This window comes from Lactiplantibacillus songbeiensis (assembly GCF_005405125.1).
GTDB classification, from domain to species: domain Bacteria; phylum Bacillota; class Bacilli; order Lactobacillales; family Lactobacillaceae; genus Lactiplantibacillus; species Lactiplantibacillus songbeiensis.
Map to the genome: position 1 here is coordinate 14,268 of NZ_BJDL01000017.1, position 25,935 is coordinate 40,202.

Annotated in this window: 28 protein-coding genes; 8 read left to right on the forward strand and 20 right to left on the reverse strand. The window is 45.5% G+C overall.

Annotated features, from left to right (window positions below):
* Positions 1-423 precede the first annotated feature (423 nt).
* Positions 424-1,347: an alpha/beta hydrolase gene (locus FFM77_RS06630; protein WP_137634982.1), complete on the reverse strand. Its 924-nt coding sequence runs from the start codon at positions 1,345-1,347 to the stop codon at positions 424-426.
* 141 nt (positions 1,348-1,488) lie between these two features.
* Between FFM77_RS06630 and FFM77_RS06635 the strand changes: the two genes are divergently transcribed.
* The 3 genes from FFM77_RS06635 to FFM77_RS06645 are packed head-to-tail and all read left to right on the forward strand — an operon-like array spanning position 1,489 to position 4,601.
* The gene (locus tag FFM77_RS06635; protein ID WP_137634983.1) at positions 1,489-3,291 is read left to right on the forward strand and encodes a M3 family oligoendopeptidase; all 1,803 of its coding nucleotides are present in this window, start codon (positions 1,489-1,491) and stop codon (positions 3,289-3,291) included.
* 21 nt (positions 3,292-3,312) lie between these two features.
* Positions 3,313-3,729: a helix-turn-helix domain-containing protein gene (locus FFM77_RS06640; RefSeq protein ID WP_137634984.1), complete on the forward strand. Its 417-nt coding sequence runs from the start codon at positions 3,313-3,315 to the stop codon at positions 3,727-3,729.
* Positions 3,730-3,740: 11 nt separating this feature from the next.
* The gene (locus FFM77_RS06645; RefSeq protein ID WP_137634985.1) at positions 3,741-4,601 is read left to right on the forward strand and encodes an SAM-dependent methyltransferase; all 861 of its coding nucleotides are present in this window, start codon (positions 3,741-3,743) and stop codon (positions 4,599-4,601) included.
* Between the two features lie 342 nt (positions 4,602-4,943).
* Here FFM77_RS06645 and FFM77_RS06650 read toward each other — a convergent pair whose 3' ends face one another.
* Both FFM77_RS06650 and FFM77_RS06655 read right to left on the reverse strand, forming a co-directional pair.
* A complete protein-coding gene (locus FFM77_RS06650; RefSeq protein WP_171001570.1) occupies positions 4,944-5,537 on the reverse strand; it encodes an SdpI family protein in 594 nt (197 codons plus the stop codon).
* A gap of 15 nt (positions 5,538-5,552) precedes the next feature.
* Positions 5,553-5,837, reverse strand: coding sequence for a LasU family protein (locus FFM77_RS06655; RefSeq protein ID WP_137634987.1), 285 nt, complete (start codon positions 5,835-5,837; stop codon positions 5,553-5,555).
* A 357-nt stretch (positions 5,838-6,194) separates the two neighbouring features.
* Between FFM77_RS06655 and FFM77_RS06660 the strand changes: the two genes are divergently transcribed.
* Positions 6,195-6,635, forward strand: a complete 441-nt coding sequence (locus FFM77_RS06660; protein WP_137634988.1) for a hypothetical protein — start codon at positions 6,195-6,197, stop codon at positions 6,633-6,635.
* A gap of 79 nt (positions 6,636-6,714) precedes the next feature.
* Here the strand turns inward: FFM77_RS06660 and FFM77_RS06665 are convergent, their stop codons facing one another.
* The 5 genes from FFM77_RS06665 to FFM77_RS06685 all read right to left on the reverse strand — a co-directional run bounded on the left by FFM77_RS06665 (position 6,715) and on the right by FFM77_RS06685 (position 10,748).
* Positions 6,715-7,500 (reverse strand): alpha/beta fold hydrolase, encoded by a 786-nt coding sequence (locus tag FFM77_RS06665; RefSeq protein ID WP_137634989.1) that lies wholly within the window; start codon positions 7,498-7,500, stop codon positions 6,715-6,717.
* A gap of 120 nt (positions 7,501-7,620) precedes the next feature.
* Positions 7,621-7,941, reverse strand: a complete 321-nt coding sequence (locus FFM77_RS06670) for a thioredoxin family protein (protein WP_137634990.1) — start codon at positions 7,939-7,941, stop codon at positions 7,621-7,623.
* 92 nt (positions 7,942-8,033) lie between these two features.
* Positions 8,034-9,158 carry a PLP-dependent transferase gene (locus FFM77_RS06675; RefSeq protein ID WP_137634991.1) on the reverse strand — a complete coding sequence of 375 codons (1,125 nt, stop codon included), beginning with the start codon at positions 9,156-9,158 and terminating at the stop codon, positions 8,034-8,036.
* A 588-nt stretch (positions 9,159-9,746) separates the two neighbouring features.
* Positions 9,747-9,962 (reverse strand): hypothetical protein, encoded by a 216-nt coding sequence (locus FFM77_RS06680; protein ID WP_137634992.1) that lies wholly within the window; start codon positions 9,960-9,962, stop codon positions 9,747-9,749.
* Between the two features lie 75 nt (positions 9,963-10,037).
* Positions 10,038-10,748 (reverse strand): hypothetical protein, encoded by a 711-nt coding sequence (locus FFM77_RS06685; protein ID WP_137634993.1) that lies wholly within the window; start codon positions 10,746-10,748, stop codon positions 10,038-10,040.
* Between the two features lie 215 nt (positions 10,749-10,963).
* Between FFM77_RS06685 and FFM77_RS06690 the strand changes: the two genes are divergently transcribed.
* On the forward strand, positions 10,964-11,383 hold the full coding sequence (locus tag FFM77_RS06690) for a MerR family transcriptional regulator (protein WP_137634994.1): 420 nt from the start codon (positions 10,964-10,966) through the stop codon (positions 11,381-11,383).
* A 46-nt stretch (positions 11,384-11,429) separates the two neighbouring features.
* Here FFM77_RS06690 and FFM77_RS14160 read toward each other — a convergent pair whose 3' ends face one another.
* From FFM77_RS14160 to FFM77_RS06715, 7 genes are all read right to left on the reverse strand, one after another.
* Positions 11,430-11,618: a hypothetical protein gene (locus FFM77_RS14160; RefSeq protein WP_223876796.1), complete on the reverse strand. Its 189-nt coding sequence runs from the start codon at positions 11,616-11,618 to the stop codon at positions 11,430-11,432.
* A gap of 15 nt (positions 11,619-11,633) precedes the next feature.
* Positions 11,634-12,386, reverse strand: coding sequence for a cation:proton antiporter domain-containing protein (locus FFM77_RS14165; RefSeq protein WP_263390725.1), 753 nt, complete (start codon positions 12,384-12,386; stop codon positions 11,634-11,636).
* A gap of 1 nt (position 12,387) precedes the next feature.
* Positions 12,388-12,684 (reverse strand): hypothetical protein, encoded by a 297-nt coding sequence (locus FFM77_RS14170; protein ID WP_223876797.1) that lies wholly within the window; start codon positions 12,682-12,684, stop codon positions 12,388-12,390.
* 268 nt (positions 12,685-12,952) lie between these two features.
* Positions 12,953-13,822, reverse strand: coding sequence for a DegV family protein (locus tag FFM77_RS06700; protein WP_137634995.1), 870 nt, complete (start codon positions 13,820-13,822; stop codon positions 12,953-12,955).
* Between the two features lie 221 nt (positions 13,823-14,043).
* Positions 14,044-14,889 (reverse strand): aldo/keto reductase family protein, encoded by an 846-nt coding sequence (locus tag FFM77_RS06705; RefSeq protein WP_137634996.1) that lies wholly within the window; start codon positions 14,887-14,889, stop codon positions 14,044-14,046.
* Between the two features lie 70 nt (positions 14,890-14,959).
* Positions 14,960-15,226 (reverse strand): hypothetical protein, encoded by a 267-nt coding sequence (locus tag FFM77_RS06710; protein ID WP_137634997.1) that lies wholly within the window; start codon positions 15,224-15,226, stop codon positions 14,960-14,962.
* Between the two features lie 183 nt (positions 15,227-15,409).
* Positions 15,410-15,991, reverse strand: a complete 582-nt coding sequence (locus FFM77_RS06715) for a hypothetical protein (RefSeq protein ID WP_137634998.1) — start codon at positions 15,989-15,991, stop codon at positions 15,410-15,412.
* Positions 15,992-16,611: 620 nt separating this feature from the next.
* Here FFM77_RS06715 and FFM77_RS06720 point away from each other — a divergent pair.
* Entirely contained in the window at positions 16,612-17,265 is a 654-nt protein-coding gene (locus tag FFM77_RS06720; RefSeq protein WP_223876798.1) for a VTT domain-containing protein, read from the forward strand.
* Positions 17,266-17,409: 144 nt separating this feature from the next.
* Here FFM77_RS06720 and FFM77_RS06725 read toward each other — a convergent pair whose 3' ends face one another.
* Genes FFM77_RS06725 through FFM77_RS06735 form a run of 3 tightly spaced genes read right to left on the reverse strand, consistent with a single transcriptional unit; the run spans position 17,410 to position 19,289 of the window.
* A complete protein-coding gene (locus FFM77_RS06725) occupies positions 17,410-17,859 on the reverse strand; it encodes a hypothetical protein (RefSeq protein ID WP_137634999.1) in 450 nt (149 codons plus the stop codon).
* A 13-nt stretch (positions 17,860-17,872) separates the two neighbouring features.
* Positions 17,873-18,259, reverse strand: coding sequence for a hypothetical protein (locus tag FFM77_RS06730; RefSeq protein WP_137635000.1), 387 nt, complete (start codon positions 18,257-18,259; stop codon positions 17,873-17,875).
* Between the two features lie 16 nt (positions 18,260-18,275).
* Positions 18,276-19,289: a lipoate--protein ligase gene (locus tag FFM77_RS06735; protein ID WP_137635001.1), complete on the reverse strand. Its 1,014-nt coding sequence runs from the start codon at positions 19,287-19,289 to the stop codon at positions 18,276-18,278.
* 1,252 nt (positions 19,290-20,541) lie between these two features.
* On the opposite strand from FFM77_RS06735, the gene FFM77_RS06740 reads away from it, so the two are divergent.
* Both FFM77_RS06740 and FFM77_RS06745 read left to right on the forward strand, forming a co-directional pair.
* Positions 20,542-20,991, forward strand: a complete 450-nt coding sequence (locus tag FFM77_RS06740) for a universal stress protein (RefSeq protein ID WP_137635002.1) — start codon at positions 20,542-20,544, stop codon at positions 20,989-20,991.
* A 65-nt stretch (positions 20,992-21,056) separates the two neighbouring features.
* A complete protein-coding gene (locus FFM77_RS06745; protein ID WP_137635003.1) occupies positions 21,057-21,944 on the forward strand; it encodes an RluA family pseudouridine synthase in 888 nt (295 codons plus the stop codon).
* A 74-nt stretch (positions 21,945-22,018) separates the two neighbouring features.
* On the opposite strand, the gene FFM77_RS06750 is transcribed toward FFM77_RS06745, so the two are convergent.
* Together FFM77_RS06750 and FFM77_RS06755 are read right to left on the reverse strand one after the other, a co-directional pair.
* Positions 22,019-23,026 (reverse strand): aldo/keto reductase, encoded by a 1,008-nt coding sequence (locus FFM77_RS06750; RefSeq protein WP_137635004.1) that lies wholly within the window; start codon positions 23,024-23,026, stop codon positions 22,019-22,021.
* Between the two features lie 409 nt (positions 23,027-23,435).
* The gene (locus FFM77_RS06755) at positions 23,436-25,802 is read right to left on the reverse strand and encodes a phosphoketolase family protein (RefSeq protein ID WP_137635005.1); all 2,367 of its coding nucleotides are present in this window, start codon (positions 25,800-25,802) and stop codon (positions 23,436-23,438) included.
* Positions 25,803-25,935 lie beyond the last annotated feature (133 nt).

Consider the following 25,935-nt stretch of genomic DNA (forward strand, 5'->3'; position numbering starts at 1 on the left):
ACACTATAACATCAGAGTGAACCCTTGGCAAGGATAAAGTTGCCGCTACGGTTGGGCTGGATTGACGCTGGAACGTGGCCACCACGTTCCAGCGTCAATCCAGCCCGCCCTGCGCTAATTTTCTTCCTTTAAATTATTTCAGCTAAATAATCTCTTCTCAACCAAAAATAACTGCTAATACTTGAACACAAACTCAAACTTTAGTCACTACCATTGTTATCTATCCTTACAGGACAGCTCCATGTCTCCAGTTAGTCAACGCCGGGCGGGCCAGCATTGGCTCAGTGGTGTCGTTTGACTTAGCCGGTGACTTTTCCGGGTTAGTCAAACGACACCACGTTCCAGCCAATGCTGGCCCAACCAGAGTGGCAAGCAACATCAACAAAAAAAACGAACCAGTTTCACCAACTAGTTCGTCATTAATTAATTCACATATTGGGCCAAAAACGCCCGCACATGCTGTTTATAAGTCTGATACCCATGCGTAATCGCTGTCGTGTGCGCCGCGCCTTTGACTAACCAGAGTTCTTTCGGTTGATGCGCATTGCGATAAAGCGTCTGCCCCATCTTAGTTGGCACAAAGGTATCCTTCGTTCCGCTAATAATCATAATTGGCAGATGGTTCTTGCGAATCTGTGCAACGGCATCGGCTTCACCGAATGTATAGCCAGCCCGTAACTTCGTAATGCCACTCGTCACATCGACCAATGGAAAGGCTGGTAAATGATAGAGTTGACCAGCTTGGTAACTAATGATTGCCTTGGCACTTGTGAACGGACTATCAACCACATAAGCTTTGATCTGCGGTAATTGTGGATCACCGCTCGCCATCGTCATCCCAGCCGCTCCCATACTGATGCCACTCATCACGATCTGCGTTGTCTTAGTCCGTTGAACCACCGTCTTCGCCCATTGCAAATCATCTTGACGTTCTAGCCAGCCATAACCCACGGCCTGACCTTGACTCGCACCGGCCGCGCGGGCATCTGGCACCAGGACATTGTAGCCCAGCTCATGATACATGCCAGCCCACGCGCCCATCAATGATTTATTGCCCGCAAAGCCATGCGCTAACACAACTGTCTTGTTTGACCCGGCCTTGGGAACGTACCAAGCCACTAACTTCAATTGGTCCTTTGAAGTGATGTGCCAAGTCTGCTTCTTAACATGCGCATACCAATACTTTTCCCGATAAACGGGGCTCCGCTTTGATAGCGTCGTACTCTGGGTCACAAAAGCCTTATCCCCGCGCGCAATCGCCACGTGATAAAAATAACTTCCGGCCCCAATCAGACCGCCACCAACAATTAAAATCAAGACGCCCAGCGTTATCCACCATTTTTTCATCATTTCCGCCAACCTTATGTCTTTTTCGATAGAAATATTGCCACTACCAACATGATAACGTTTATAATTGAAGATAACTAGAGGATGTTTGCGGTTAAGCCTTAGTCAACCACAACCATCCCGCATATCGGAGGACAAACGATGCATTATTCAGAAACGTGGGACTTAGACACGATCTTCGCTGGTGGTATCGACTCACCAGCCTTAGTCACTAAGCTGACCACCATTAAACACCAATTACATGATACGCAGACGACCTTAACCAACTGGCGCGCCGACGCTGATACGCCAGCTTACGACTGGTTTTTACAAATCGTGACGGACTTGCAACATATCGAAGCGGGATTACAGCAAAGTGAAGTCTTTGTCGTGGCAATCCAATCCGCCGATGCCAGCAACACCAAAGCGGGAACCGTTTTAAATCAGCTTTACCAACTTGATAATCAGCATGAAAACCTGATGACACAATTCAAGAAGAAGCTCGTTGCGCTATCACAAGAGACTTTCACGAAAATTATCGGCCAACCGGCACTACAACCAATTGCCTTTAACTTAACCGAAATGCGCAAACAAGGCTTGGCCTTACTCGATGACCAGACGGAAGCTTTGATCAACAACTTAGCGGTCGATGGCTTTCAAGGTTGGAGCGACCATTACGATACGTTAGTTAGTCAAATGACCGTTCCTTATAACGATGACGCGGGTCAAGTTCACCAGTTATCCGCGGGCCAAGCACAAAATATGCTGGCAGCCGCCATGCCAAATCAGCAACGCGCTAAGCTGATGGCCAACTGGGAAACGGCTTGGCAACAAAATGCCGCGCCTTTTGCGGATACGTTAAACCATTTAGCCGGCTTTCGACTGCAGAATTATCAAGCCCACGGGACAACCGACTTCTTACGCAAACCGCTTGAACTAAACCGGATGAGTCAAGCAACGTTGGACACAATGTATCAAGTTGTCGCCAACAGTCAGGAGCTATTACTACATTATTTAAAGCGCAAAGTCGCGTTAATGGGCAAGACCCAGCTCGACTGGCAAGATGTGGAAGCCCCGCTGACGCTAGGGACCGCCACTAATACGATGACTTATGATCAAGCGGCCGACTTCGTAATTACCCACTTCCAGACCTTTAGTCCTAAAATGGCTAAGTTAGCTAAGTATGCGCTTGATCATCGCTGGGTCGAAGCTGAGAATCGGCCGAATAAACGTCCGGGCGGTTATATGGATAACTTGCCAGAAACTGGTGAATCACGGATCTTTATGACCTTTACCGGCTCGCCGAACGATACCGCCACGTTAGCGCACGAACTGGGGCATGCCTTCCACGCCGACGTGATTAAAGACTTACCGCTTTGGCGTCAAGACTACGCCATGAACGTCGCTGAGACGGCCTCCACTTTTGCGGAATTAATCGTCGCCGATGCCAACGTTAAGGCCGCTCCCGATACTGCCACCAAGTTGAACTTATTGGATGCTAAGATGCAAAATCCATTAGCGATGTTCTTGGATATTCGGGCCCGTTATTTATTTGAAACCAGCTTTTATCAAGCTCGACAACAGCACGTGGTCACCCCGGCTGAATTGTCAGACCTGATGTTAACGGCACAAAAGACCGCCTATGGCAACGCTTTGACCACCTATCACCCAATGTTTTGGGCCAGCAAGCTGCACTTTTATATCGCCGATGTGCCGTTTTACAACTTCCCATACACCTTTGGCTATCTCTTTAGCCTGGGCTTGTATGCGCAAGCAAAGCAACAGCCGGACTTCGAAGACCGCTATATCGCCTTACTCCGCGACACTGCCAATATGTCAACTGAGGATCTAGCGAAAAAGCACCTCGGCGTCGACTTGACGAAACCGGACTTTTGGCAAGCTGGGGTTGCCTTGATCAAACGTGATATTGATGAATTTATGGCCTTATCCGCGCCATTATTATGATGAAGAAATGGATGTGAGTAGATGTTTCCAGAACGTTTAAGAGCTTTACGCCGCGGGCAAAAGATGACACTCGGCCAATTAGCCGAGGCCCTCAATCATTTGCCGGACACTGAATTAACCCATCGCAAAAACACCGCCGCTCAGATTGGTAATTGGGAACGCAATTTACGGACACCGTCTTACTTAGAAGTCCGTAAACTGGCCGAATTTTTCCACGTCACGACCGATTATTTATCTGGCCGGGCTGACCAAGAAGAATATGACTTAGGCCGGATTTTCTTATCCGGTAAGCCCCTAACCTTTAATCAAGAACGGTTATCGAGTGAAGATCGCTATGAACTCTTCCAATTAATGAACGGTTATCTCCATGGTCGTCAACAACGGGTCACCCCTGACGCTGATGGACAAGAAGAACTAGATTTACATTTTGATAATTAGGAGTTTTCCACATGAAACCCAAGCAACTCAAACAATTAAAAAAGCGACTTAAAAAAACGACCGCTAAAAAAGCCGTCCCTTATATTGCGCAAATGACCAAATACCGAGCGCTTTTTAAAGATGACCCACAAGTCCTCGTCTTAATTAACAACGTCCTCGAAGCAGATCGCTTGTTAGCAGCCGGCTTGGCACCGCAGCCGTTGCCGGTCTTACAAGTGCCAGACGACTTTCAAGATCAATTGATGACACGGATTAACGCCACTTACGCCCCCCACGATCCCGCTGGCGATGCGGAATGGGACCGGCTTTCAGCGGCCTTGCCAAAAGTCGACCAGTTGTTACGTGACTTTCGCGACTATATTGAAGATCAATACGGCATGTGGGCTTACATTAACGCACCGTTCTTAAAAGACCTCGCTGAATTCGTCGGCGACCGGCCTGTCTTGGAAGTCATGGCGGGGAATGGCTATATCTCTAAAGGCCTGCAAAACTTAAACCCGCAACAACGTATTATCACGACTGACTCCAAGGCTTGGACCAAGGAAGCTGATAATCAGACTGGCAAGCATCCGGTCACTACGATTGAAGGCCTTGATGCCGTTAATGCGTTTGAAAAGTATGCTGGCGATATCGATTACGTCATCATGTCGTGGTCACCCGATAAGCTGACCATTGACTGGGACTTACTTCAAGCAATACGTGCCAGTGACCACCAAGTGCCATTGATTTGTATCGGTGAACAGTATGGCGCTACTGGGTCCAAACAGTTCTGGGACCAAGCAATTTATCAAGACGGTGCTGCCGTGGACAAATTGAATGCTCACTACCGGCCATTTGATCTCATTCATGACCAAGTCTATGTCGTACGCTAAACTTTATTAGATTAAACGTCCACTCTGGTTGGTCCAGAATCGGCTGGAACGTGGTGGCCGCGTTTTCGAGCCATAGTGCGGTCTCGAAAGCCGGGCTTTCACTAAGCCGGAAAACCACCGACTAAGTGAAACGACACCACTGAGCCAATTCTGGGCCGCCCGTCGTTAATTAACAGGTGTCTATAATGGAACAATTATTTTTCACCAGTTACCTTACCCGTATTGTCAGTCTTAGCGCACATGGAATAAAACGAACTACTAAACAATGACCCATCTTTACAAGAAACGCTGGTTACGAAAGCTCAATGAGCTACCGTAACCAGCGCTTTTTCTATCTTTAATTCAAATCAAATGATGAGGTGGCCGATGTGCTAACCAGTACGCGTACCCAACTGCGCCCCCACCGGACAGCAATGCCAACCCAACCATCAATACCGGTGTTAAGGCAACATCCAAACTACTTAATGCAATACCTAATAAGCCACCTGCCACAAACAACCAACCGCCCAACGTGTTCGTTTTTCGCCAGATTGCTGGCGATTGATAGGTCCATGGTACCCGAATCCCCAGCGTATGATTGCGTGGCGCATCGACACAAAGTAAACCGGCGACACCAAATACCAAGCCTAGTCCGATCGCCGCCTGATTAGCGGTGCGAAACAAGCCCGGCAATAAAACGACGGCTAAACTATAAGCGGCCCAGCCGATTGCCCAGTGCATCGCCACTTGCCAGCGCTGCCACTGATAACTTTTAGCTAAGACAAACGGCGCAATTAAGGACAACAGATAGACCGTAGTGATTGGTACAAGTAAATGCAAGGTTAACGTCACTTTCGGTAAATGTAACTTTGCTGGCAACCATAACCAACCTAATAACATGATGTTTAAGCCACTTAGTAACACTGTCCATAACCGCCAGCGCGCTGCTTTCAACATATTCATCGCCTACTTTCAATTATGCCCCATCAAGTACAGGGCAACTAAAATCGCGACAATTTCCAGGCCAATTAAATAACCGTAAAACCACTTTTCACTAACTGAATACACCTTATCCCCCGAAACCATCTTAGGGATACCAACCACAAATATAGCAATAACCGGGTACACGCCTAGACTAGCTAAGCTCATCGCAACCAAGGAATCTCCATTAGCTTGACCTTGCAAATGTAACCACCAACCTAAACCCAAGATACCTATTAGCACCCCGGTTGGTAAAACCACCATTAACTTTCCCATGCCATCCTCCAAAGCTTGGCCCAACACCATTGTTACCCAGTGTTCAGCCAAGTAAGCTAAGCAACTAGCGACAATCAGCCAACCCCTAGCTGTGCCGATGCTATCCTAACCAAGTTTCCCCGGAGCATCGTTTAATTGTACACAATTAGATGATAACATAATCACTAATTTATTAACCAACATTTACGGTTACTAGGTCGCACAAATGGGTTTGAGCTTAGTATAAGGGCATTCCCTGATTATCACCCATCAACCGGACTTGTTAATTATCTTAGAATTAAAACCTAGTCTGTTGATAATTAAATTTTTAAGCCTGTATAATAATGGTAACTAAGTCCCAATCAAGGAGGCGTGCAGATGAAAGCAAACCCTGGTTTATGGCTACTACGCGACTATGCTCGTACGCTGCCACTTTTCATCATTCTTTTCTATTTCGTAACGGCTAATCCGGATGGTAGCTTTCACTTAACCTGGAATCTGGCCAATGGCTATCTAACCCTCACCTACCTAATCGCTTATCCGCTCTTAATGCATTGGTTTCCTAAATGGCGCCGTAACCACTTTAAAAGCCAATCATTGGCAACTAAATCTTCAGAACTTGAATTACAAGACAATCACAATAATGAGCTTAATCCCATTAAGAACAAATATGATCTGAACTTTCAAAATGAACGCCGAGATGACCTGATTAATATCTCTTTACGGTTATTTGTACATGGTCTTTTAATGGTGGTCGCCTTACCGCTTGTTTTAGGTATCGGCTTATATCGCGTCATTAAAACAAGTATCCATCATTAAGTTAAATTTAGTCAAAAAAGTCCGACAATTCTCGAAAGTTCAAGAATTGTCGGGCTTAATTATCCACAGTGGATAAGGTTTACTTTTTAACGTACTTGTACAAAAAGTCCACGGCCGCGGCATGCATCTTATGCGGCACATGGTGAACCCCACCATCAGCGTGGTGGAATTCGGTTTGCGCTAACGCTGGGGTATCCCCAAAACGTTGTTCAAAATCATGCACATATTTATAAGGGACCATCTGATCCGCCGTCCCATTAAAGAAAAACATCGGACGACCAGCTAACCGATCGGCATGCGCTGACAAATCAAATTGATCGATTTGCGCATACGTCTTAGTTAATAGCTCCGCTGGTAATTGAGCCAACAGTTCAGCCGGAATCTGCGCGACTTGGTCTTTAGCAAACGCCACCGGTTCCGGGGACCCAATCAATGACACCCCGGCCACAACAGTCGGCTGGGTCGCCATCACGCCTGCAGCGGTAATCCCGCCCATCGAAGTCCCCATGACCCCAATTCGGTCAGGATCGGTTAAGCCGCGACTTACCAGCGAGTCGACTAGTTGCGGGAATTCTGCCACTGAATGGCCAACAATTTCCCAAAAACGTTCGGGATGATGGTCTAAGTTCGTCCCATCAGTCCGACTGCCATGTAAGTAAGCGGTCGGTAAAATGACCCGAAACCCAGCCTGCACTAGTGGATAACTGGCCACTAATTCGGATGAGGTCGGCGTGGTCCAGCCATGATAATCAATAATGGTTGGAAGCTTCGTCTGAGCTTGACTAGCCGCAAACACGTGGAGTACCGGTAAGTCGTCGAGCGTCGTAGCGCGGACGATTACATCTTCAAAACTTGTCGTTGTCATTATTATCACCATTTCTTTGCCAGAATTAATCTTTAATAGTGTATCAGAGAATTTACGACAAACCAATCAAAAAGCGTTAATTGCGGATGAACTTATCCACAATTAACGCTTTCTTTAGTCTTATTTTTCAAGTGAATCTAAGAAATCTTCAACTTGTTTTTGGGTCTTGCGGAACTTATCCACATAACGCCCAGTTTCTTGGCCATCTTCAATCCCGACGAAACTTGGAATGCCCATCACACCCATATCTTGGGCGATATCAATGTTGGCGTCACGGTCAACCGTGATCCAATCATATTGGTCATACTTTGCTTCAATGTCAGGCATAACTGGCTTGATGAATGCACAGTCAGGGCACCAGTCCGCCGTGAAGAATAACATGTGCTTGCCGGTCTTAATGCGTTCGCGAATTTCTTCGTTGCTTAAAGTTGCTGTTGCCATTGTAAATGCCTCCGTATTGTCAATATCGTTTCAATAATCTAAGTTTACCACATACTAAAAGTAAGTAAAGGCTTTTGCCTAACACTTTTAGCTTATTTAGCAGCTTTAGCTAAAGCTTGCGCGATATCGGCCTCTAAGTCAACTGTATTTTCCAAGCCAGTGGATAATCGCAGCAAGTTCGCAGTAATCCCCTTAGCTTGGCGTTCAGCTTCACTCAAGTCCGCGTGTGTTTGCACGGCAGGTACGGTAACTAAACTCTCAACCCCACCTAGACTTTCCGCAAACGACACGATTTGTAAGGCTTGTAAAAACTTATCCACATCCACACCGTCAGCTAAGTAAAAGCTAATCATCCCACCGCGCCCAGGATATAACACTTTATCCACATGGGGATTAGCGGTTAACACGTTGACCAACGTTTGTGCATTAGCTTCATGCTGGCGAATCCGTAACGGCAACGTCTTCAAACTCCGGAGCAATAGCCATGAATCAAACGGATCAAGGACCGCCCCGGTCGTGACCAAGTTAAATTCAAGTTGGTCCGCATCGGCTTGGTGCTTCGCCACTACGGCCCCCGCTAAAATATCATTATGACCAGCTAAATACTTGGTGGCTGAATGCACTACGATGTCCGCTCCCAGATCAAGCGGCTTTTGAATTAACGGGGTATAAAACGTGTTATCCACAATTAACTTAATGCCATGCGCTTTAGTCGTCTTAGCAGTAGCCGCAATGTCGATCACTTTCATCGTCGGATTAGACGGCGTTTCTAGCCAGAGGGCCACCGTTTGCTCATCAATCGCATCGGCCAAGGCTTGTTGGTCTTGCCCATCCCACACGGAAAATTCTAAGTGATAATGGTCATGTAACAAGTCGAAGAACCGATACGACCCACCGTATAAATCATCAGAAATAATAATGCGGTCCCCACTATTAAATAAGGTAAAGACGAGTTGAATCGCTGACATTCCTGACGACAAGGCAAATGCGGCGACCCCATTTTCAAGTTGGGCTAACGTCTTTTCCAAGATACATCGGGTTGGTTGCGCTTCTCGTGGATAGTCAAAGCCCGTTGATTGGCCAAGACCGGCATGACGATATGCTGTGGATAAGTAGATAGGTGCGGAGATGGCGCCGGTCTTTTCATCGTCAGTTCGATTGCCGGCTTGAGCTAGTAAGGTTTCAATGTGCAGTTGATTGTTGGTTGATTTTGTCATAGTTGGGTCCTCTTTCTCTTTTTTGCTGGTTGGTGGGGAATTTGTGGGCTGAAACGTGTTCGCTCGGGCAGTTCCCTCCGCTTAGCTACGCCAGCCAACCATCCGGAAAACCACCGGATAATTGACTAGCTAGGCTAATGCTCAGAAACTCCCGCCCTCGCTCACACTCTATAAAAAAATCCCCAGTCCTAACAATCTAGGACCAGGGACGCACACGCGTGTTACCACCCAAGTTTTATAACCGGTCGCCCGGCTACACTTGTTAAGTTGCTTTCACAACTCGCTGGGGTATCGGCCAGTGCCGCTAGGACAGCATTGCTACCATCACTAGGCATTCCGAGCTCATCTTCATCATCTCTGACAACGCCGCTTCTCAGTTAGTACGGCTTCCTGTTGTTGCTTAACATGACTACTCTTCTCATCAACATGTTTTTTAATTATATTCTCATCTTACTCTAATCGTCAGATTCGTCAAGTTTTACCAATCCAAATCATTATCCGAACCAACTATCATTCAAAAACGACAGCAGCTAACTACTAACCACTGTCCGTCAAAAAAAGCCACACTTTTCATTTTTTCCTAAATAACTATCCTGCTAATTGTCGTTGTACTCGATTTAAGTCAGTTAACAAGGCTGCCAAAAGTTCACGGTTAACCTTAGCTTGACTTTGCAACTGTTGCAACCGCGCCGTTAAGATTAATTGTTGCTGCCGTAAATACGCATCACGACTATCACGCGCAACCATCCGAACTGGCTGCGCTGGCAGTTGCATCTGAATCACGGAACCTGTTTCAAAATTCACGGTAATTCACTCCCTCATCTCAATAATCTAAGTGTACCCCCTTAGACTTACTATAAGACAAGTCCTTTTTAACTTTTATCCTAAAGATCGTTCTAAATAAGCGGCCCGAATTAGGCGGTATGCGACGGGCGTTTGCAACTGTTCAAGCGTAAAAGTCGGACTTTCCACCTGACTGAGCCAGTACGCATCATTCGCTAATTCCCAACCAACCGCTTTTCCAGTAATACAACAATAGTCTAAGTCCGGCGTTTGTTCGATCAAGTGTGTCAAGAGCGTGGCTAACGGTTTATTGGTCGCAATCAATTGTAAATCACTCACCTGTGCCGCCAACAACCAACAGCGGGCTTGATCAGCCAAACCACGTAATTGTGATTGCGCGGCGGTGGCTAATGCTAGCGGTGGCGTTTTTAGTTGCAAAACCGTTAAGCTCAGCAAGGCGGCCGCCGTGTTCAGTAAGGACTGATGGCTAAATGCTGCCACATAGCTAGTCAAATACCACTGTCGCTGCAATGGTACCGTCACGGGTAGGCCTGCTTTGTCCACCATGGTTGCTAATCGTTCTAGCAACCGCGCATAGGCGGTGTGATCAACCTGTGTGACCAAATCGGCCAAGGTATACTGTGGATAAATGTCACTCGCATCCGTGGCCGTATTCCAAACCAATAAATCAACATCACCCCGGGCTTTCAGTTGTGCAATAGCGGCCTGTGCATCGCTAGCCCACTTGCTAATCGGCTCAAAATCATGACCAGTCTTTTGAACGGCATATTGCCACACGTTCATCACCACCCTACCTCAAATTTGATAATCCCAGCTTAGCACCTTAGGACTACTAGAAGGCAACTCGCAAGCTTTATTTCTTAGGAAACCTTAATCCAGTTTGATTAGACTTACTGTAACCAGAGGCTAGTTTTTAGATTACGGCCTAATGCTTGTAATCGTTGTGACGACGCGTTAGAATGATACTTATTGTTACTGTTATTTTTCGAGGAGGGTTCGAGTTGTCCTATTCAATTCAAGAAGTTGCTAAAAAGATGAACGTCTCAACTTACAGTATTCGCTACTATCACGATCACGGCATGTTACCATTCGTCAAACGTGACGCGAACAATAATCGGGTCTTTGAAGACTCCGACTTAGAATGGTTACACTTGATTATCTGCCTACGTTCAACTGGGATGCCCGTGGAACGGATTCAACATTACTTAGACCTTGTTCAAGAAGGCGAAAGTACCGTTCCTGAACGCTATGAAATGATGAAAGCCCAACAATCCCGAACACTAGAAGAAATCAATGATTTACAAAATCATTTGAAGACCATTAATGTCAAAGTTGATCATTACGCCGATGTACTGATCAATCATAAATCCGATGACTTTGTGCCTTCCAATGTTCGTGATGCGGAAGAAGTTCAACCATAGTTAAAACCGTTAGCCCAAGGATTCACGCTGGACTAACGGTTTTTATTTACTCTGCTTGATTAGCTGGATCTAAAACTAATGATTCCGCCAACAAGATTCCACTATACAACTTATAAATCGTCTTCGTATCAAACCGATGCTCCAAGGCTAAATCATACAGGTACTGCCGTTCCGCATCAAAGGCATACATCAACGCACGCCGCTCTTGTAGGGCTTCATCACCGGTAAATAACACCGGCTCCCAACGACTCTATCCCCACTGTTGTAAGAAGCGACTTAACTTATTTTGCCGTAATTGGTCGCATAAGTCATAAGTCACACTCGCCCACACGGCCGCCGTCAAGACCGACACGGATAGTGCCAAGGCTAATGTCACAGTGCCATGCACGCCACCTAGCGCAAAGATCACCGCGTGTGACTGGGCTAGATGAATCAGCCGTGCATAGCCATATCGTAAAACCAATGCCAGTCCATAAATTAATAGGCCTAACCACAGCCAACGCATCGACCCTGCTTGATACCCCATCATAATTCGGGCCAACAAAATCCCTAAAACCACAAAGACAAAACTATTCAAAATTTCAGTACCAAAGTTAATCAGTTGAACTGACAAATGAAATTGACGGGGATCAAAGAAGCGGCTACGTTGGGCCTCGCCATTGTAGACCAATCCCGCACTGACCACCGCAATGATGCCAGACAATTGACCTAGCTCAGCTACCAAATAAATAAGAATTGGTGTCATTAAGTAGGTAATAATTTGTGATGACGCAAAATTCCAGCGCGATCGCAACAACGCCTGTCGCGCTAACATGAGCAAAAAGGCCACGCCAGCGCCAAAGAGCACCCCACCACCAGCTGACCATAAAAAGGCCAACAGATTCTGACCCAATGCCAGATGCCCACTGGTGTACCACAAGACACCGGCCTGTAAGATAATCAAGCCGGTCGCATCATTGAACAATGCTTCCATTCGTAAGACTGTGCCAACGTGAGCAGGCAAGTCACGACCACCCGTAACGGAATCTAACGCGGTGGCATCGGTCGGCGCACTGATAGCCTATCAACGCTAACGGCCACGCAACTGCCGCTAAAACGTGCACGGCTAGTCCAACAATAATCGCAATTGCGACCGCCAAGCCGACTGCCGTACTTAAGATCAACTTTAACTTTCGTCGAACAATTAAAACCCGCGTATTCTGACCTTCAAAGAAAAGTAGCGGTGCAATCACAACCGTCATAAAGATCTCATTATCAAAGTTCAAGACGGTGGCATTCGTAAACGGCAATAAGCTGACCAAGATGCTGACTGCCAGATTGACATAGGTTGACGCTATTTTTTCAGTCCTTGCGCCAATAAATTACTGACAGCGACCGCAATTAAAATCGTAAAAGTCGATAAATATAAATTAGTTTCCATATGGTTATCCTCATCTCAACTAAAACTTAATTTAATTGTACGCGTTTAACGCTTTAATTGGCTAGTAACACCACCGATTAACAAAAGAAGCGAGGTGCCGGTTAAGCACCCTCGCAACTCAAAAGTAATGTTTTCTTTAGAATAATCGCTTAATTTCTTAGTTGATCACCCATCGCAAAGGCCGCTACACAACCAAAACCGGTATGGCTGGCAATCGTCATGCCAATCGGATAAATCTGCACATCCGCCGTACTGATAGTTTCGATAATCCGTGCTTTAACGACTTCGGCCGCCGCATAATCGCCACTAGTCGTTACAATCACTGGTTGATCAGGGTCACTTTGCATCGCCGCTAGCGTTTTATCCGCGAGTTCAAACAAGGATTTCTTCCGCGTTCTTGTCTTAAACACCTGGCGTAACTTACCATCGGGATCAACATCCAAGATGGGTTTAACTTTCAGTAACGTTCCTAACGCAGCGGATGTTCTGGAAATGCGACCACCGTGATACAAATAATTTAAATTATCAACCGTAAACCACGATTGCAGGCGTAGCTTATTCTCATCAAACCAATTGACGAATTGATCTAACGTCGCCCCAGCTTGTTGTAATTTGATGGCTTGTAACACTAACAACCCTTCACCACCACTAGCTGCCAAGGTGTCCACAATCCGAATATCGGCATCCGGATACGTTTCTAATAGCATTGCGCGGGCTTGATGAGCACTCGACATTGAACCACTGAGGCCACCAGAAAAGCCAACGTAGACAATCGGCTGTTGCCGTTCAACATATGGCTTAAAGAAGGCCACGTACTCTCCGATATTAACTTGGGTCGTCGTCGGCATCGTCCCGGTTCGAATCTTTTGATAGAACTCATTGATGTCATAACTTCTCCCAAAATCATTGATTAAATCTTGATTGCCTAGCTTGGTATGAAAACTAATCGCAGCCACATTACCCGCCGCTAAAACTGCCGCTGGTAGATCACACTCTGAATCAGTCAATACTTGATACATGTTTCATCCCCCTATAGTTAGGAAAGTCGTATTTTAATCCCCAAATCATCATACCATGGATTCTAGCACTTGGTCGTTTTTTAAATTAAGGCCGTTTCAATGACGACTGCATTAAAAAAGACGGCTGATTGAAAAAATTCCAATCAGCCGTCTTGATAAATAAAACAATAACGTACGCCCGGTACTGGTTAAAATTGCCGCCAATCCCTGCTTGTTAAAGCTTAGTCACCCACTGGATGCCAGCCATTTTTATCAGTTAATCGATTAAGCATCGTCATATCAGCATCGCTAATCTCAAAATCGAGCTTTGTGTTGGCTTCAACGTGCGCCATTGCCCGTGCTTTTGGTAAAGGCGCCACGCCATTTTGAATAATGAAGCGTAACGCTAATTGTGGCACTGAAACGTGGTACTTGTCAGCGACCCGTTCGAGTTCCGGACTGCTGAGCAAGCCGCCCGTTGCTAACGGCGAATAAGCTTGCACCACGATCTGATTGGCTTTCGCCGTTTCAACGATTGTTTCTTGCGTGTGGCCAACATAGTATTGAATCTGGTCAACAGTCGGCTTAACCGTCATCCCATCCCAAGTCAGTAAGTTTTCTAAATCAGCCGAATTGAAATTCGAAACCCCAATGGCTTTGGCCCGGCCGCTAGCATAAATATCTTGCATCGCCCGCCAGACCTCACGATTCTCCGCATCATGGTTAGACCCCATCTGTGCCCATGGCCATGGCGCGTGGATAATATAAGAGTCAACGTAATCTAAGTTCAATGCCTTTAAACTACTATCGAAATCCGCCAAAGTTTCTTCATAAGTCTTCGTCTCACCAGGTAACTTCGTCTGAACAAAGACATCATGGCGATCAGCATCGGCGTCCGCTAACGCTTCACCGACACTCTGTTCATTTTGATAAGCTTTCGCGGTATCGATAAACCGGTAACCCGCTTTCAAAGCATTGCTAACAGCATCGTAAGTTTCTTTCCCTGGCTTTGTCTGCCAAGTTCCAAAACCAACTTTTGGCATTTTTAAGCCATTATTTAACGTAAATGTTTCTGTAATTGTGGTCATTTAAAGTCCTCCTCTAATTAACTGTCCCTAGCTTAGGCCCTTAGTCCTACTCTAAGGCAACTAATTAGTCTCAATAATGACCAATTCCAGCGACTAGCAAAAAGTAAATGATCTCAATAACTGCTAAGCCAGCCGCCATAACCAACGCTTTCAGTTGCCCCCAGCGCGAAGTCGTCCATTTTAAATCAAAATAAAGCTCACAAGCAATAACACTAAAAATACCGATCACCATGCCGACACCTTGCTGCATAAAAAACATCACCCATGGTCCCAAGACCGCACAAATCAGCGTAACCCAACCAGATACCTGACGTGTCCCTTGAACAAACTTTTGCATCTCGTTCACCCCCAAGCATTCATTATTCACTACTCTGGCAGTAAACACAACCTACTCAGCTAACAACTCATCCTCGATATGCCCTACCAGTCGAAACCCAGCAATCAATTGACTCAAAAAATCAGTCATCACTAAACCTGCATTCAGTGATGACTGATTCTTAGTCTTTAGTAACTAATTTCATTAATTTTGATAAGTCCTTGAAACCACATCCCAATGAACGCCGGCATCACCAGAGTTTTCCAAATATCCCTGCTTACTAATTCGATAGTAAGCAATCATGGGATTAACATGGGGATCAGCACCTTGGGCTTTCATATCTTCAGTGTCATGATTTTCCCGCACATTGATGTAAACTAAGCCGTCATTTCTCATCTCAGTCTCAAATAAGAAGTCGTGGATCGTCATGCCTTTTCCTGCATAGTTTGACTGCAAATCTGACCAGACCCACTCATTCACCTGTTCAGTCGTTAAGTTCTTCGTATCAACTCCAGCCTGCTGAGTCGTGGTCGCCGTCGCCGGTTTATCTTTGGTTGTCCGGACATTGGACTTATCCACCGACTCCGAATGGCTGCTTGAAGATGACTTCATTGCTTTTGAACTGACTGACGATGAACTGCTAGTTGTTGATGACGATGATTTTTTGACTTTCGTGCTAGTCGCAGTCACCGGTTTAGTTGTCGCCGTTTGCCGTGGCCGTAAGATCAACCACCCACCTAAAATAACTAAAATTAATACAATTACGGTTATCCCAGCTTTTTTCAAAATACCGCCCCTTTTCTACTCCAGAACCAATTCAATTAACCCTAATTTTACTATAAGTCAGTCTTAAGTGACTGATTTTTTCGCAAAAAAAACGCGCCAGCTGTATAAATACAGTTGGCACGTTTAATCGCGGTATTGGTAAAAACCAGTAGGAGTGATGTGTTCCACAACATCAGTGACCCAAGCAATCCGAAATACGTCGGAAAAACATGCCCCGCTATCAATTTAGTCACTAGCCGCTCGCGCGGAACCGCCATTACTGACGATCTGACTCTATCGACTCATCGCAGTAGTAACTTTAACACCTTTTCAGAAATACCACAAGTTTTTAAAGTAATTATCAATTCATTTTTTCAATCCGGGGCTAACATAATTTTAATTATATACTAATTGATTTTAATACTTGCTGATTAAATCTATCATTTCAAGATATTAAAACTGATATACAGCTATTATTATCCTGTTTTCATTCATAAATATTAAGTACATACCTTTGGATTGTTTTATATAGTCAATAAGGTAAACTCACTGCAAAGTTTAAAACAAGTTGAATAATATTTATTTTTCAATATGACTTAAACATGGTATATTTAACCGGACACTAACGGGAGGGTATAACAATGACATGGTTGATGACCGTCATCACCATTTTTATGCGACCACTGAACTTTCTCGTCACCATCACGAATCAAATCGGTGGCTGGTCGTACGTGGTTTTATTCATGATTATCTTTTTAGAATCGGGTTTTCTGGCGTTTGCATTTCTACCTGGTCAATCTTTACTCTTTCTCAGTAGTTCGATTGCTGCTAACGCCGATTCAAAACTAAATATTTGGCTATTATTAGTCGTCTTTATCCTGTCAGCTACTGGCGGCGCGATGTTGAAATATCAACTCACTCGGCAAGCTGATCAACGCTATGCCCGTTTGAATCAAAGCCTTAATTCCAGCAAACTGGATACCACTAAAGCACTATTCGACCGCCATGAAAAGCCGTCGTTACTGTGGGGCCGCTTCATCCCATTTGTCGGCTTATTCGTCCCGGTCATTGCCGGCACAACCGACATGGATTGGCATCACTTTGAGATTTGGAACTTTCTTGGTGTCTTGCTCTGGGTCGGTAGTTGTTGTTTCTGCGGCTATTACTTCGGTGATTGGCCGTTTGTTCAAAACAACTTTACTTGGATCATGTTGGTCTTGATCTTCCTACCAATCACTGCGCGCTATGGCTACCAAGCAATCAAGCGTCATCATCTAACCACTAGCAACTCATAAAAAATACCCACCTTAACCAGTCGGCGCTTCACTTCCCTGGTTGGGTGGGTATTTTTTGTTAAATTGTATTGTCTTAGCTCTGACACAACTCATAGCATAACAGCTGATTGTAAAGCTATTATAAAGTTATTGTAAAAGTTTCGTCTATTCAGCCGCATCCATAATCGTATTCAACCGATCAATCTGGGCTTCGAACCACGGGGTCAATAATTTTAAAGCCCCCGCACGGTCCGCCAAGACATCATCGGCACTGCCAAGTTCATCAATTCGTAAGCCAGAACGAAAGGCTTCAGATTCAGCAATCATGTAAAGATTGATTGGCATCGTGTCTTCAGCGACCGTTACTTTTCCAATCTCAGTTAAATTCGCAAGTGGTAAGTTAATCACACTCGTTTCCAACCGAAAGCTGATTGCTGGGTCGTGTTCCGTGGTTAAGTTGGCTTGGACTAATTGATCCTTGGCAACCGCATCTAAAAAGCCGTTCAACCAAGTCGCCAATTGATCAGTTAACTGATCATAATCACCCTTAAGTGATGTCGTTGTTAGCTCTTCAGCAGTAACGGCATCAATAAAATCTTGCACATTGCGTTGCATCGTATCCCCCACTTTATGAATTTGTTTGCTTCCGCCAGCGCGTCAACAAGACAACTGTATAAAAGTTCACAGCCAAGCCAATCGCCGCCACCGCTTCTAGCAATAATTTAATTTCCATACCAGCCATGCTTTGATAGCCGGACACCAATGCACTAATCAACCCTAATGAATAGATCAACAATACTAGTCCCAAGGCATAGAACCCTAACATGCGATTAACATAAACCGCTAAAATGCCGATAAAGTACAGCACTAACGAGATTAGTAATCCTTGCCACATGTGAGCCGTTGAGACGTGCGTTGTCGATAAGTGTAGTTGACCAGCAGACATCAGCCAATTGACGATACCGTAACAAAAAAATGACACAAACGCAAATGCGACTAGCCGAGTTAACTTCACGCAACCACCCTTTCGTTTAGTCGGTGATTAACTTGGTAATATCAGCGGGCGCGATCCCCGTAAAGTACGTATTCAAGTCAAGCGTACCTAGCTTTTCAGCTACCGTATCATGATCATACCGTAGGCCCGTTAAAGCCGTCTCAACATCGTGCACATCACCACTACCAAAGAAATCACCGTAAAATTTAATTTGTTGGATATGACCATCTGCCACCAAGAGTCGCGCATCGATCGTCCCCATATCAAAATGTTGACGCCGTTTGACCGTGAATTCTGGTGACTTTCCGTAAACCCAATCCCAATTAGCATAATAGTCTTCATAGATTTTATCAATGGCTTTTTGTTGTTCTGGCGTGACTTGGTAGGCTTTATCAGCGATTTCTGCTAAATCATCGACCTTAAATAGTTTTTTCAATAAGGTATCTCGGAATTCAGGAACGGTAATCGCTTGATACTCTGGTGCCAGATAAGGCCGTAGATTTGTGACCCGACTGCGCACTGACTTGATCCCTTTAGACGCAATCTTATCAGTCGGCACGGTCAACGCATGCGGCACCACATCTAAGTCAACATTTAGCATTAACGTCCCATGTGAGAACGTCTTGCCGTTCCGTGAATACATGGCATTGCCAGAGAATTTCTTGCCATCGACTAACAAGTCGTTACGCCCGCTAACGGTCGCCGTAGTGGCTCCCATCGCATGCAGCGCGTCAATAATGGGCTTGGTAAACGTCTTAAAATCACCGAACTCTTGACTATCACTGTCGACCACAAAGCTGAAACACAGGTTACCGAGGTCATGATAAACGGCGCCTCCGCCAGATAATCGCCGCGTCACCGTGATGTGGTGTTCACGGACATAATCAGCATTGATTTCTTCCAAGGTATTCTGATTACGGCCAACAATAATGCTTGGTTCTTCATAATAGAACAGGACCAGTGGTTCATCAAAGTCAACATTATTCATCAAATATTGTTCCGTGGCCAAATTCCGACCGATATCATGATCTTTCATTGCAACGTAATACATCAGCTCTCAGCTCCTCAGCTATTTAGATAAGTTCATCATACCCTAAGACTAAAAAAAGGACCCACAAAGTGAGCCCATTTCTTGGAAGAATCACTAAAATTTAGTGTGGATTCTTCATCCCCCAAATATCATTTATCCACAATCCAGATCCTCGAGCGTATTGATTGGCGGCTAACGCTCTCCCCAGATATTTCGTGCCATCAATAGATGGAAGTTGGCCAGTCGGTTATCCGAAAATTAGCGGAAACGCTGTATACTGCACTAGCTATCACTTGACGGGTTTGTTACAACAATTGGGTAACGTTGATACTGACCTTAGATTCTTCCGATAGGTCAAATATAGCATACAATGTAAGCGATTGCAATAATTGTTGGATAATTGCTGGTTTATCGGTTGAGTTAGCTTTAAATACGCTTGATGCTAGATTGGATTAGATTGCCACTCTGGTTGGCCCAGAATCGGCTGGAACGTGGTGGCCGCGTTTGGAAGCCAAAGTTCGGTCTTCCAAGCCGGGCTTTATCTAAGTCGGAAGAACACCGACTAAGATAAACGACACCACTGAGCCAATTCTGGGCCGCCCGACGTTAGCTAACAGAGATTGAAAAATTATCAATTGATTATTTTCAGTTCAGTTATTTAGCCGAGGTGTTGAATTCTAAAATGCTCAGCCGTGTCGTTGTTCTTAACTCAGACTTAGGCCAAGGCCAGTTTTGAAGACCGTTGTTGGCTTCAAAACAGCCCATGGCGTTCCAGTATTTTAGAGTCCAACCGGTAGGCGGCAATTTTAACTAGCACCAAGCGTATTTAAATCAACTTATCGATAACCAAAATAGTTAAACTGATTATTGGCTGTGATACGGCTTTTTCTTCTTTTATTTGGCGAGCCAAAACGTGTTCGGGCCAACTGCTCCCTACGCTTGCTACGCGACTCAATCATACCGGAAAATCACTGGTATCATTGACTCACTAGGCAATGCTCAGGAGCAACTCGTTGGCCCGAACACTCTAAAAAACACCCCAGTCAGCTGACGCCAACCAGGATGCCTAAAATTAATAGCGGTCGTAATCGCTATCTATCTGATACTCATATTATAAGTCGTCGTGATAGCGCTGCCAAGTTTTAAGTTCGGTTAATAACCAAAAGATTCACCCCGCCCTTTACCGGGTTTGCTAAACTAAAAGGCTTACAGGTCACTAATTTAATGCTAAAATAGTGTTATTAATTAGCTACTAAAAACGGGGGTAACCATTATGTTACAACAATATCAAAATATCTTGGTACCAGTTGACGGCTCCAAGGTCACCGAAGAAGTGCTAAAACGCGGCATTGAAGTTGCTAAGCGCAATAACACCCATCTCGATATCTTAAACGTGCTTGAAGTTAACCAGTTCAGTGACACCTATGGCGGGGCAGTCAGTGGCGATGTCATCTACAAACTTTCAGAAGACGTTCAAAAACGCCTCGAGGAATTAAAACAAGAAGCTATTGACGCCGGTGTCAGTGACGTTGAAATGCACGTGCGGTTTGGTAATCCTAAGACCGTCATTGCCCGTGAATTTCCAGCCGACCATCACAACGAATTAATCATGATTGGCTCAACTGGCCTCTCTGCTGTTGAACGCTTAATGGTTGGTTCCGTCACCACTTACGTCAGCCGTAATGCGGTCTGTGACGTTTTAATTGTTAAACCAGACAAATAAGTAACCTCAAAATAACGCGGTGACGCGTTATTTTTTTATGCTACTTGGAAAGGCGGTTCGCTAACATGTACTGGACTAAAACAATCACAATTCCGGCTAACCTCAACCAAGCCACCGTTCGGACTTGTCTACAAACGTGGCTTTTACCTAAGCGGATTCAGGGTCAGTTACGTCAAGGCCGCCGCCTCTGGGTCAATCAGGTGCCCGCATCGGTGGCAACGGTAGTACAGACGGGAGATGCTTTGATGATGCAATTCATCCCAACTGACTTTCGCACGCCAATCTCCAGTTACCAGCCAGATTCTGCGGCGGGTATTGAGATTTTATATCAAAACCAAGACTTATTAGTCGTCAATAAACCGGCTGGCGTGAAGGCTCATCCAAACCAGCCAGCTGAAGTCGGTTCAATTCTAAACCACCTAGCCGCGTTCCTCCAGCCAACTAGGCAAGCGCCTTACATGGTTCATCGGCTTGATCAGCAAACGTCTGGGGCGATGTTAGTTGCCTTAAATCCGGTGGTCGTGCCGATTCTCGACCGGCTCATCAGCAGCAAGCAGATTCACCGAACTTATTATGCTTGGGTCTGGGGCCAGTTCACGACTGCCAGTGGCCAGTTCAACGATCCGATTGGTCATCATCCGACTGATAAGCGCAAACGTTGGATTAACACTGCCGATGCGCAATCGGCACTAACTGAGTACCAAGTTATCCGGCAAACAGCTGGTCAAACCCTAGTCAAGCTTGATTTGCAAACCGGCCGCACCCATCAATTACGAGTCCACTTAGCCGCCAACGGTCACCCTATCATGGGCGATCCACTCTATGACCCGCGCGCGGCTACCGTGCCACGATTAATGTTGTATGCCGTGCAATTACATCTACAGCTGCCATTCAGTACCGAACTCGTTACGGTCAAAGCGCCTTTGCCGAAAATTTTTCAATTAATGACTTAACAAAACTAACAGCCTTACCAATGATTGTTACCTGTTGGCAAGGCTGTTAGTTTTAGAACATTTTATCAATAAGTTTAACGCTGATAATCCATCTGATCGGCAGTCAACGGTCCGACTAATTCATGTGGTTGATAGGGTGCTTCCAAATAGTGAACATCGTCAGCGCTTAGGTGCAGATCTAACGCTTTAACTGCGCCACTCAAATGATGTGCTTTAGTCGCCCCAATAATCGGTGCAGTAACACCAGGCTTTTGCAGCAACCATGCTAAAGCCACTTGAACCCGATCCACGCCATACTTAGCTGCAACGTCACCAACACGCTTGATAATCGGCATATCTAACGCTTTGCTAGCATCATACTTCGAACGGGCAACCGTGTCAGTCGCGTAACGTTTCGTATCGCCAGCCCAATCACGAGTCAAGCGGCCAGACGCTAAGGGACTGTACGGGGTTACTGCAATCTTTTGGTCCAAACATAACGGCAACATTTCCCGTTCTTCTTCTCGATACAACAAATTCAAATGGTTCTGCATCGACACAAACTTCGTCCAACCATGTAATTCCGCGACTGCTTGGGCCTTTTCGAATTGCCAAGCAAACATCGCCGATGCCCCGATATAACGAACTTTACCAGCTTTAACCACATCGTTCAAAGTTGACATTGTCTCTTCAATCGGCGTTCTGTAATCCCAGCGATGAATGACGTATAAATCGACATAATCTGTTTGTAGCCGCTGCAAACTCTGATCAATTTGTGACATGATGGCTTTGCGCGATAGCCCAGCCAAATTTGGCACCTTTTCTGGGGTAAAAAATACTTTCGTTGCGAGTACAATCTGATCGCGGTGCGCTAGCTTTTTCAACGCTTGACCGACAAACCGTTCACTATCACCGTGTGAGTAAATATTAGCCGTATCAAAAAAGTTGATGCCTAAATCCAACGCCTGCTTGATAACTTGCTCACTCTGATCGGCATCAACAGCCCACGGAAACATCCCAGTTGACGGCTTGCCAAACCCCATTGTGCCCAAACACAGCCGTGAAACATCTAATCCCGTACCACCAAACTTCGTATATTCCATCATTAGACTTCTTTCTAATTGGTCAATTTCGACCAACTTACCACGCCAGTTGACCTACTAATGACGTTTAACTAGCTGTTAATACTTAAAGCATAGTGATGACCACTAAAAATGTAAAATGCTTAGTTTTCATGTTCCATCATACATTTTGCGTATAACTATTCAAAAAGGCATCTACAAAACACACGTTAATTAACGTCGGGCGGGCCAGAGTTGGCTCAGTGGTATCGTTTATCTTGGTCGGTGATTTTCCGACTTAGATAACCCCCGGCTTGTAGAAGACCGCACTTGGCTTCCAAACACGGCCACCACGTTCCAGCCGGTTCTCGGCCAACCAGAGTGGCAAGCAAAGCTCAAATTTAGGTCAACGTAAAAAGACGCCCACCAAAGTGAGCGTCTTTAATCAACTCTATTTCAAACCGGTCCATTGCCAATCATTAACTTCTGGCAAATCATCACCGGCATCCCGAATATAAGCAGCATGTTTAGCTAACATATCGTCCATCTGTTGGACGAACGCCGCCCCGATATTTTCCATAGCTGGTTGAGCAGCAATCGCTGCTTTAGCTAAATCGAAACGGTCCATTTGGTTCATCACCCGCACATCAAATGGCGTGGTAATATCCCCATTTTCACGATAACCGTGGACATGTAGATTATGATTGTGACGATCAAAGAAGATGTCACGCACCAAATCTTCATAACCATGGAACGCGAAGACAACTGGTTTGTCCTTAGTAAAGTAGTGGTCAAATTCTTGATCACTCAACCCTCGTGGATCCTTTTCAGGATGACGTAACTTCAATAAATCAACCACGTTGACGAAGCGAATCTTCATTGTTGGGAAGTGCTTGTGCAATAAGTCAATCGCGGCTAACGTTTCCAAGGTTGGTTCAGTCCCAGCCGCAGCGAAGACGATATCGGGTTCACTACCTTGATCAGTACTTGCCCAATCAACAATCCCTAGCCCATTGTCAACTAACTTCTTCGCTTCTTCAATCCCGAACCATTGCTGGCGTGGGTGCTTTGAAGTGACGACATAGTTAATCTTCTCTTGGCTCCGGAAGATCACATCACCAACGGCTAACAAGGTGTTCGCATCAGCTGGTAAATATTCCCGAATGTATTCGGGCTTCTTTTCAGCTAAATGCGTCAACGCCCCCGGATCTTGATGGGTGTACCCATTATGATCTTGTTGGAAAACAGTTGATGACGCAATGATGTTCAATGATGGATACTTTTGACGCCAATCAAGTTCATTGGCCTTCCGTAACCACTTGAAGTGTTGGGTCAACATTGAATCCACAACGCGTAAGAAGGCTTCGTAACTGGCAAACAAACCATGCCGACCAGTTAAGACGTACCCTTCTAACCAACCTTCTGCTTGGTGTTCCGACAATTGGGCATCCAAGACTCGGCCAGCCGGCGCTTCATATTGATCACTATCAGTATGGATGGGTTCCAACCATTGCCGATTAGTGGTTTCAAAGATCCCATACAACCGGTTCGACATCGTTTCATCGGGACCAAACAACCGGAAGTTATCCGGATTCTTTTTAATCACATCGCGCAAATAATCGGACCAAACTAACATATCTTGTTTAACGGTTTCGCCATGTTGCTGGTTATCAACCGCGTAATCCCGGAAGTTTGGTAAGTCCAACGCTTTCGGATTAACCCCACCATTTGTAATTGGGTTAGCCGCCATCCGGGCTTGACCTTGCGGGATAATTTCAGCGATTTCTGGCTTTAATTGCCCGTCTTCGGTAAAGAGTTCGGCTGGACGGTATGATTGTAGCCAATCGGTTAACGCATCGGCGTGTTGCATATCATTTTGGTCGACTGGAATCGGAATCTGATGGGCACGGAACGAGCCTTCGATCTTATCGCCATCCCATGATTTTGGCCCGGTCCAGCCTTTAGGTGCCCGGAAGACAATCATTGGCCAAGTTGGTAAGCTGGCATCATTGGCTTCACGCGCATGCTTTTGAATCGCTTGAATCTTTTCAATCGCGGTATCCATGGCTTTAGCCATTTGTGGATGGACCTTTTCAGGATCAGTCCCTTCAACAAAGATGGGGTCCCAATCGAGGCCTTCAAAGTATTGCGTTAACTTTTCATCAGACATCCGACTGAGTAAGGTTGGGTTAGAAATCTTGAAGCCGTTTAAGTTCAAGATTGGCAAAACCGCCCCGTCATTGATTGGGTTGATGAACTTGTTGGATTGCCAAGAAGTCGCTAATGGCCCTGTTTCAGCTTCCCCATCGCCAACAACTACCGCTGCGATTTGATCAGGGTTATCTAGGATAGCCCCCGTCCCATGCGATAAGGAGTACCCTAGTTCGCCACCTTCATGAATCGAACCCGGCGTTTCTGGGGCAGCATGTGAGGCGACCCCACCTGGGAATGAAAATTGCTTGAAGAGCTTTTGCATCCCAGCTTTGTCTTGGGTGATTTCAGGATAGATGTCCGTATAAGTGCCATCCAAATAAGAGTTGGAGACCATCACTTGGCCGCCATGACCAGGACCTTCAACGTAAAATAGGTTAACGCCATACTTGTTAATAACCCGGTTTAAATGGGCATACACAAAGTTTTGCCCGGCAATCGTCCCCCAATGGCCGATTGGATGAACTTTAACGTCACTGGCCTTTAATGGCCGTTGTAATAATGGATTCGCTTTTAAATATAATTGGCCGACTGATAAATAATTGGCTGCCCGCCAATATTGGTCAACCTTCTGCAAATATGCTGGTGATGAATAATCAGTTGTCATATTGTAATCCGCTCCTTAATTTGCCTAAGTGCCGTCAAGATGAATCTGACATCGTTTACAAGTACCATCTTATCAAGTTATTTTTTAAAGTCAACCTTTTTTATTATTGGAACGGTCCAATTATTAAATTTGG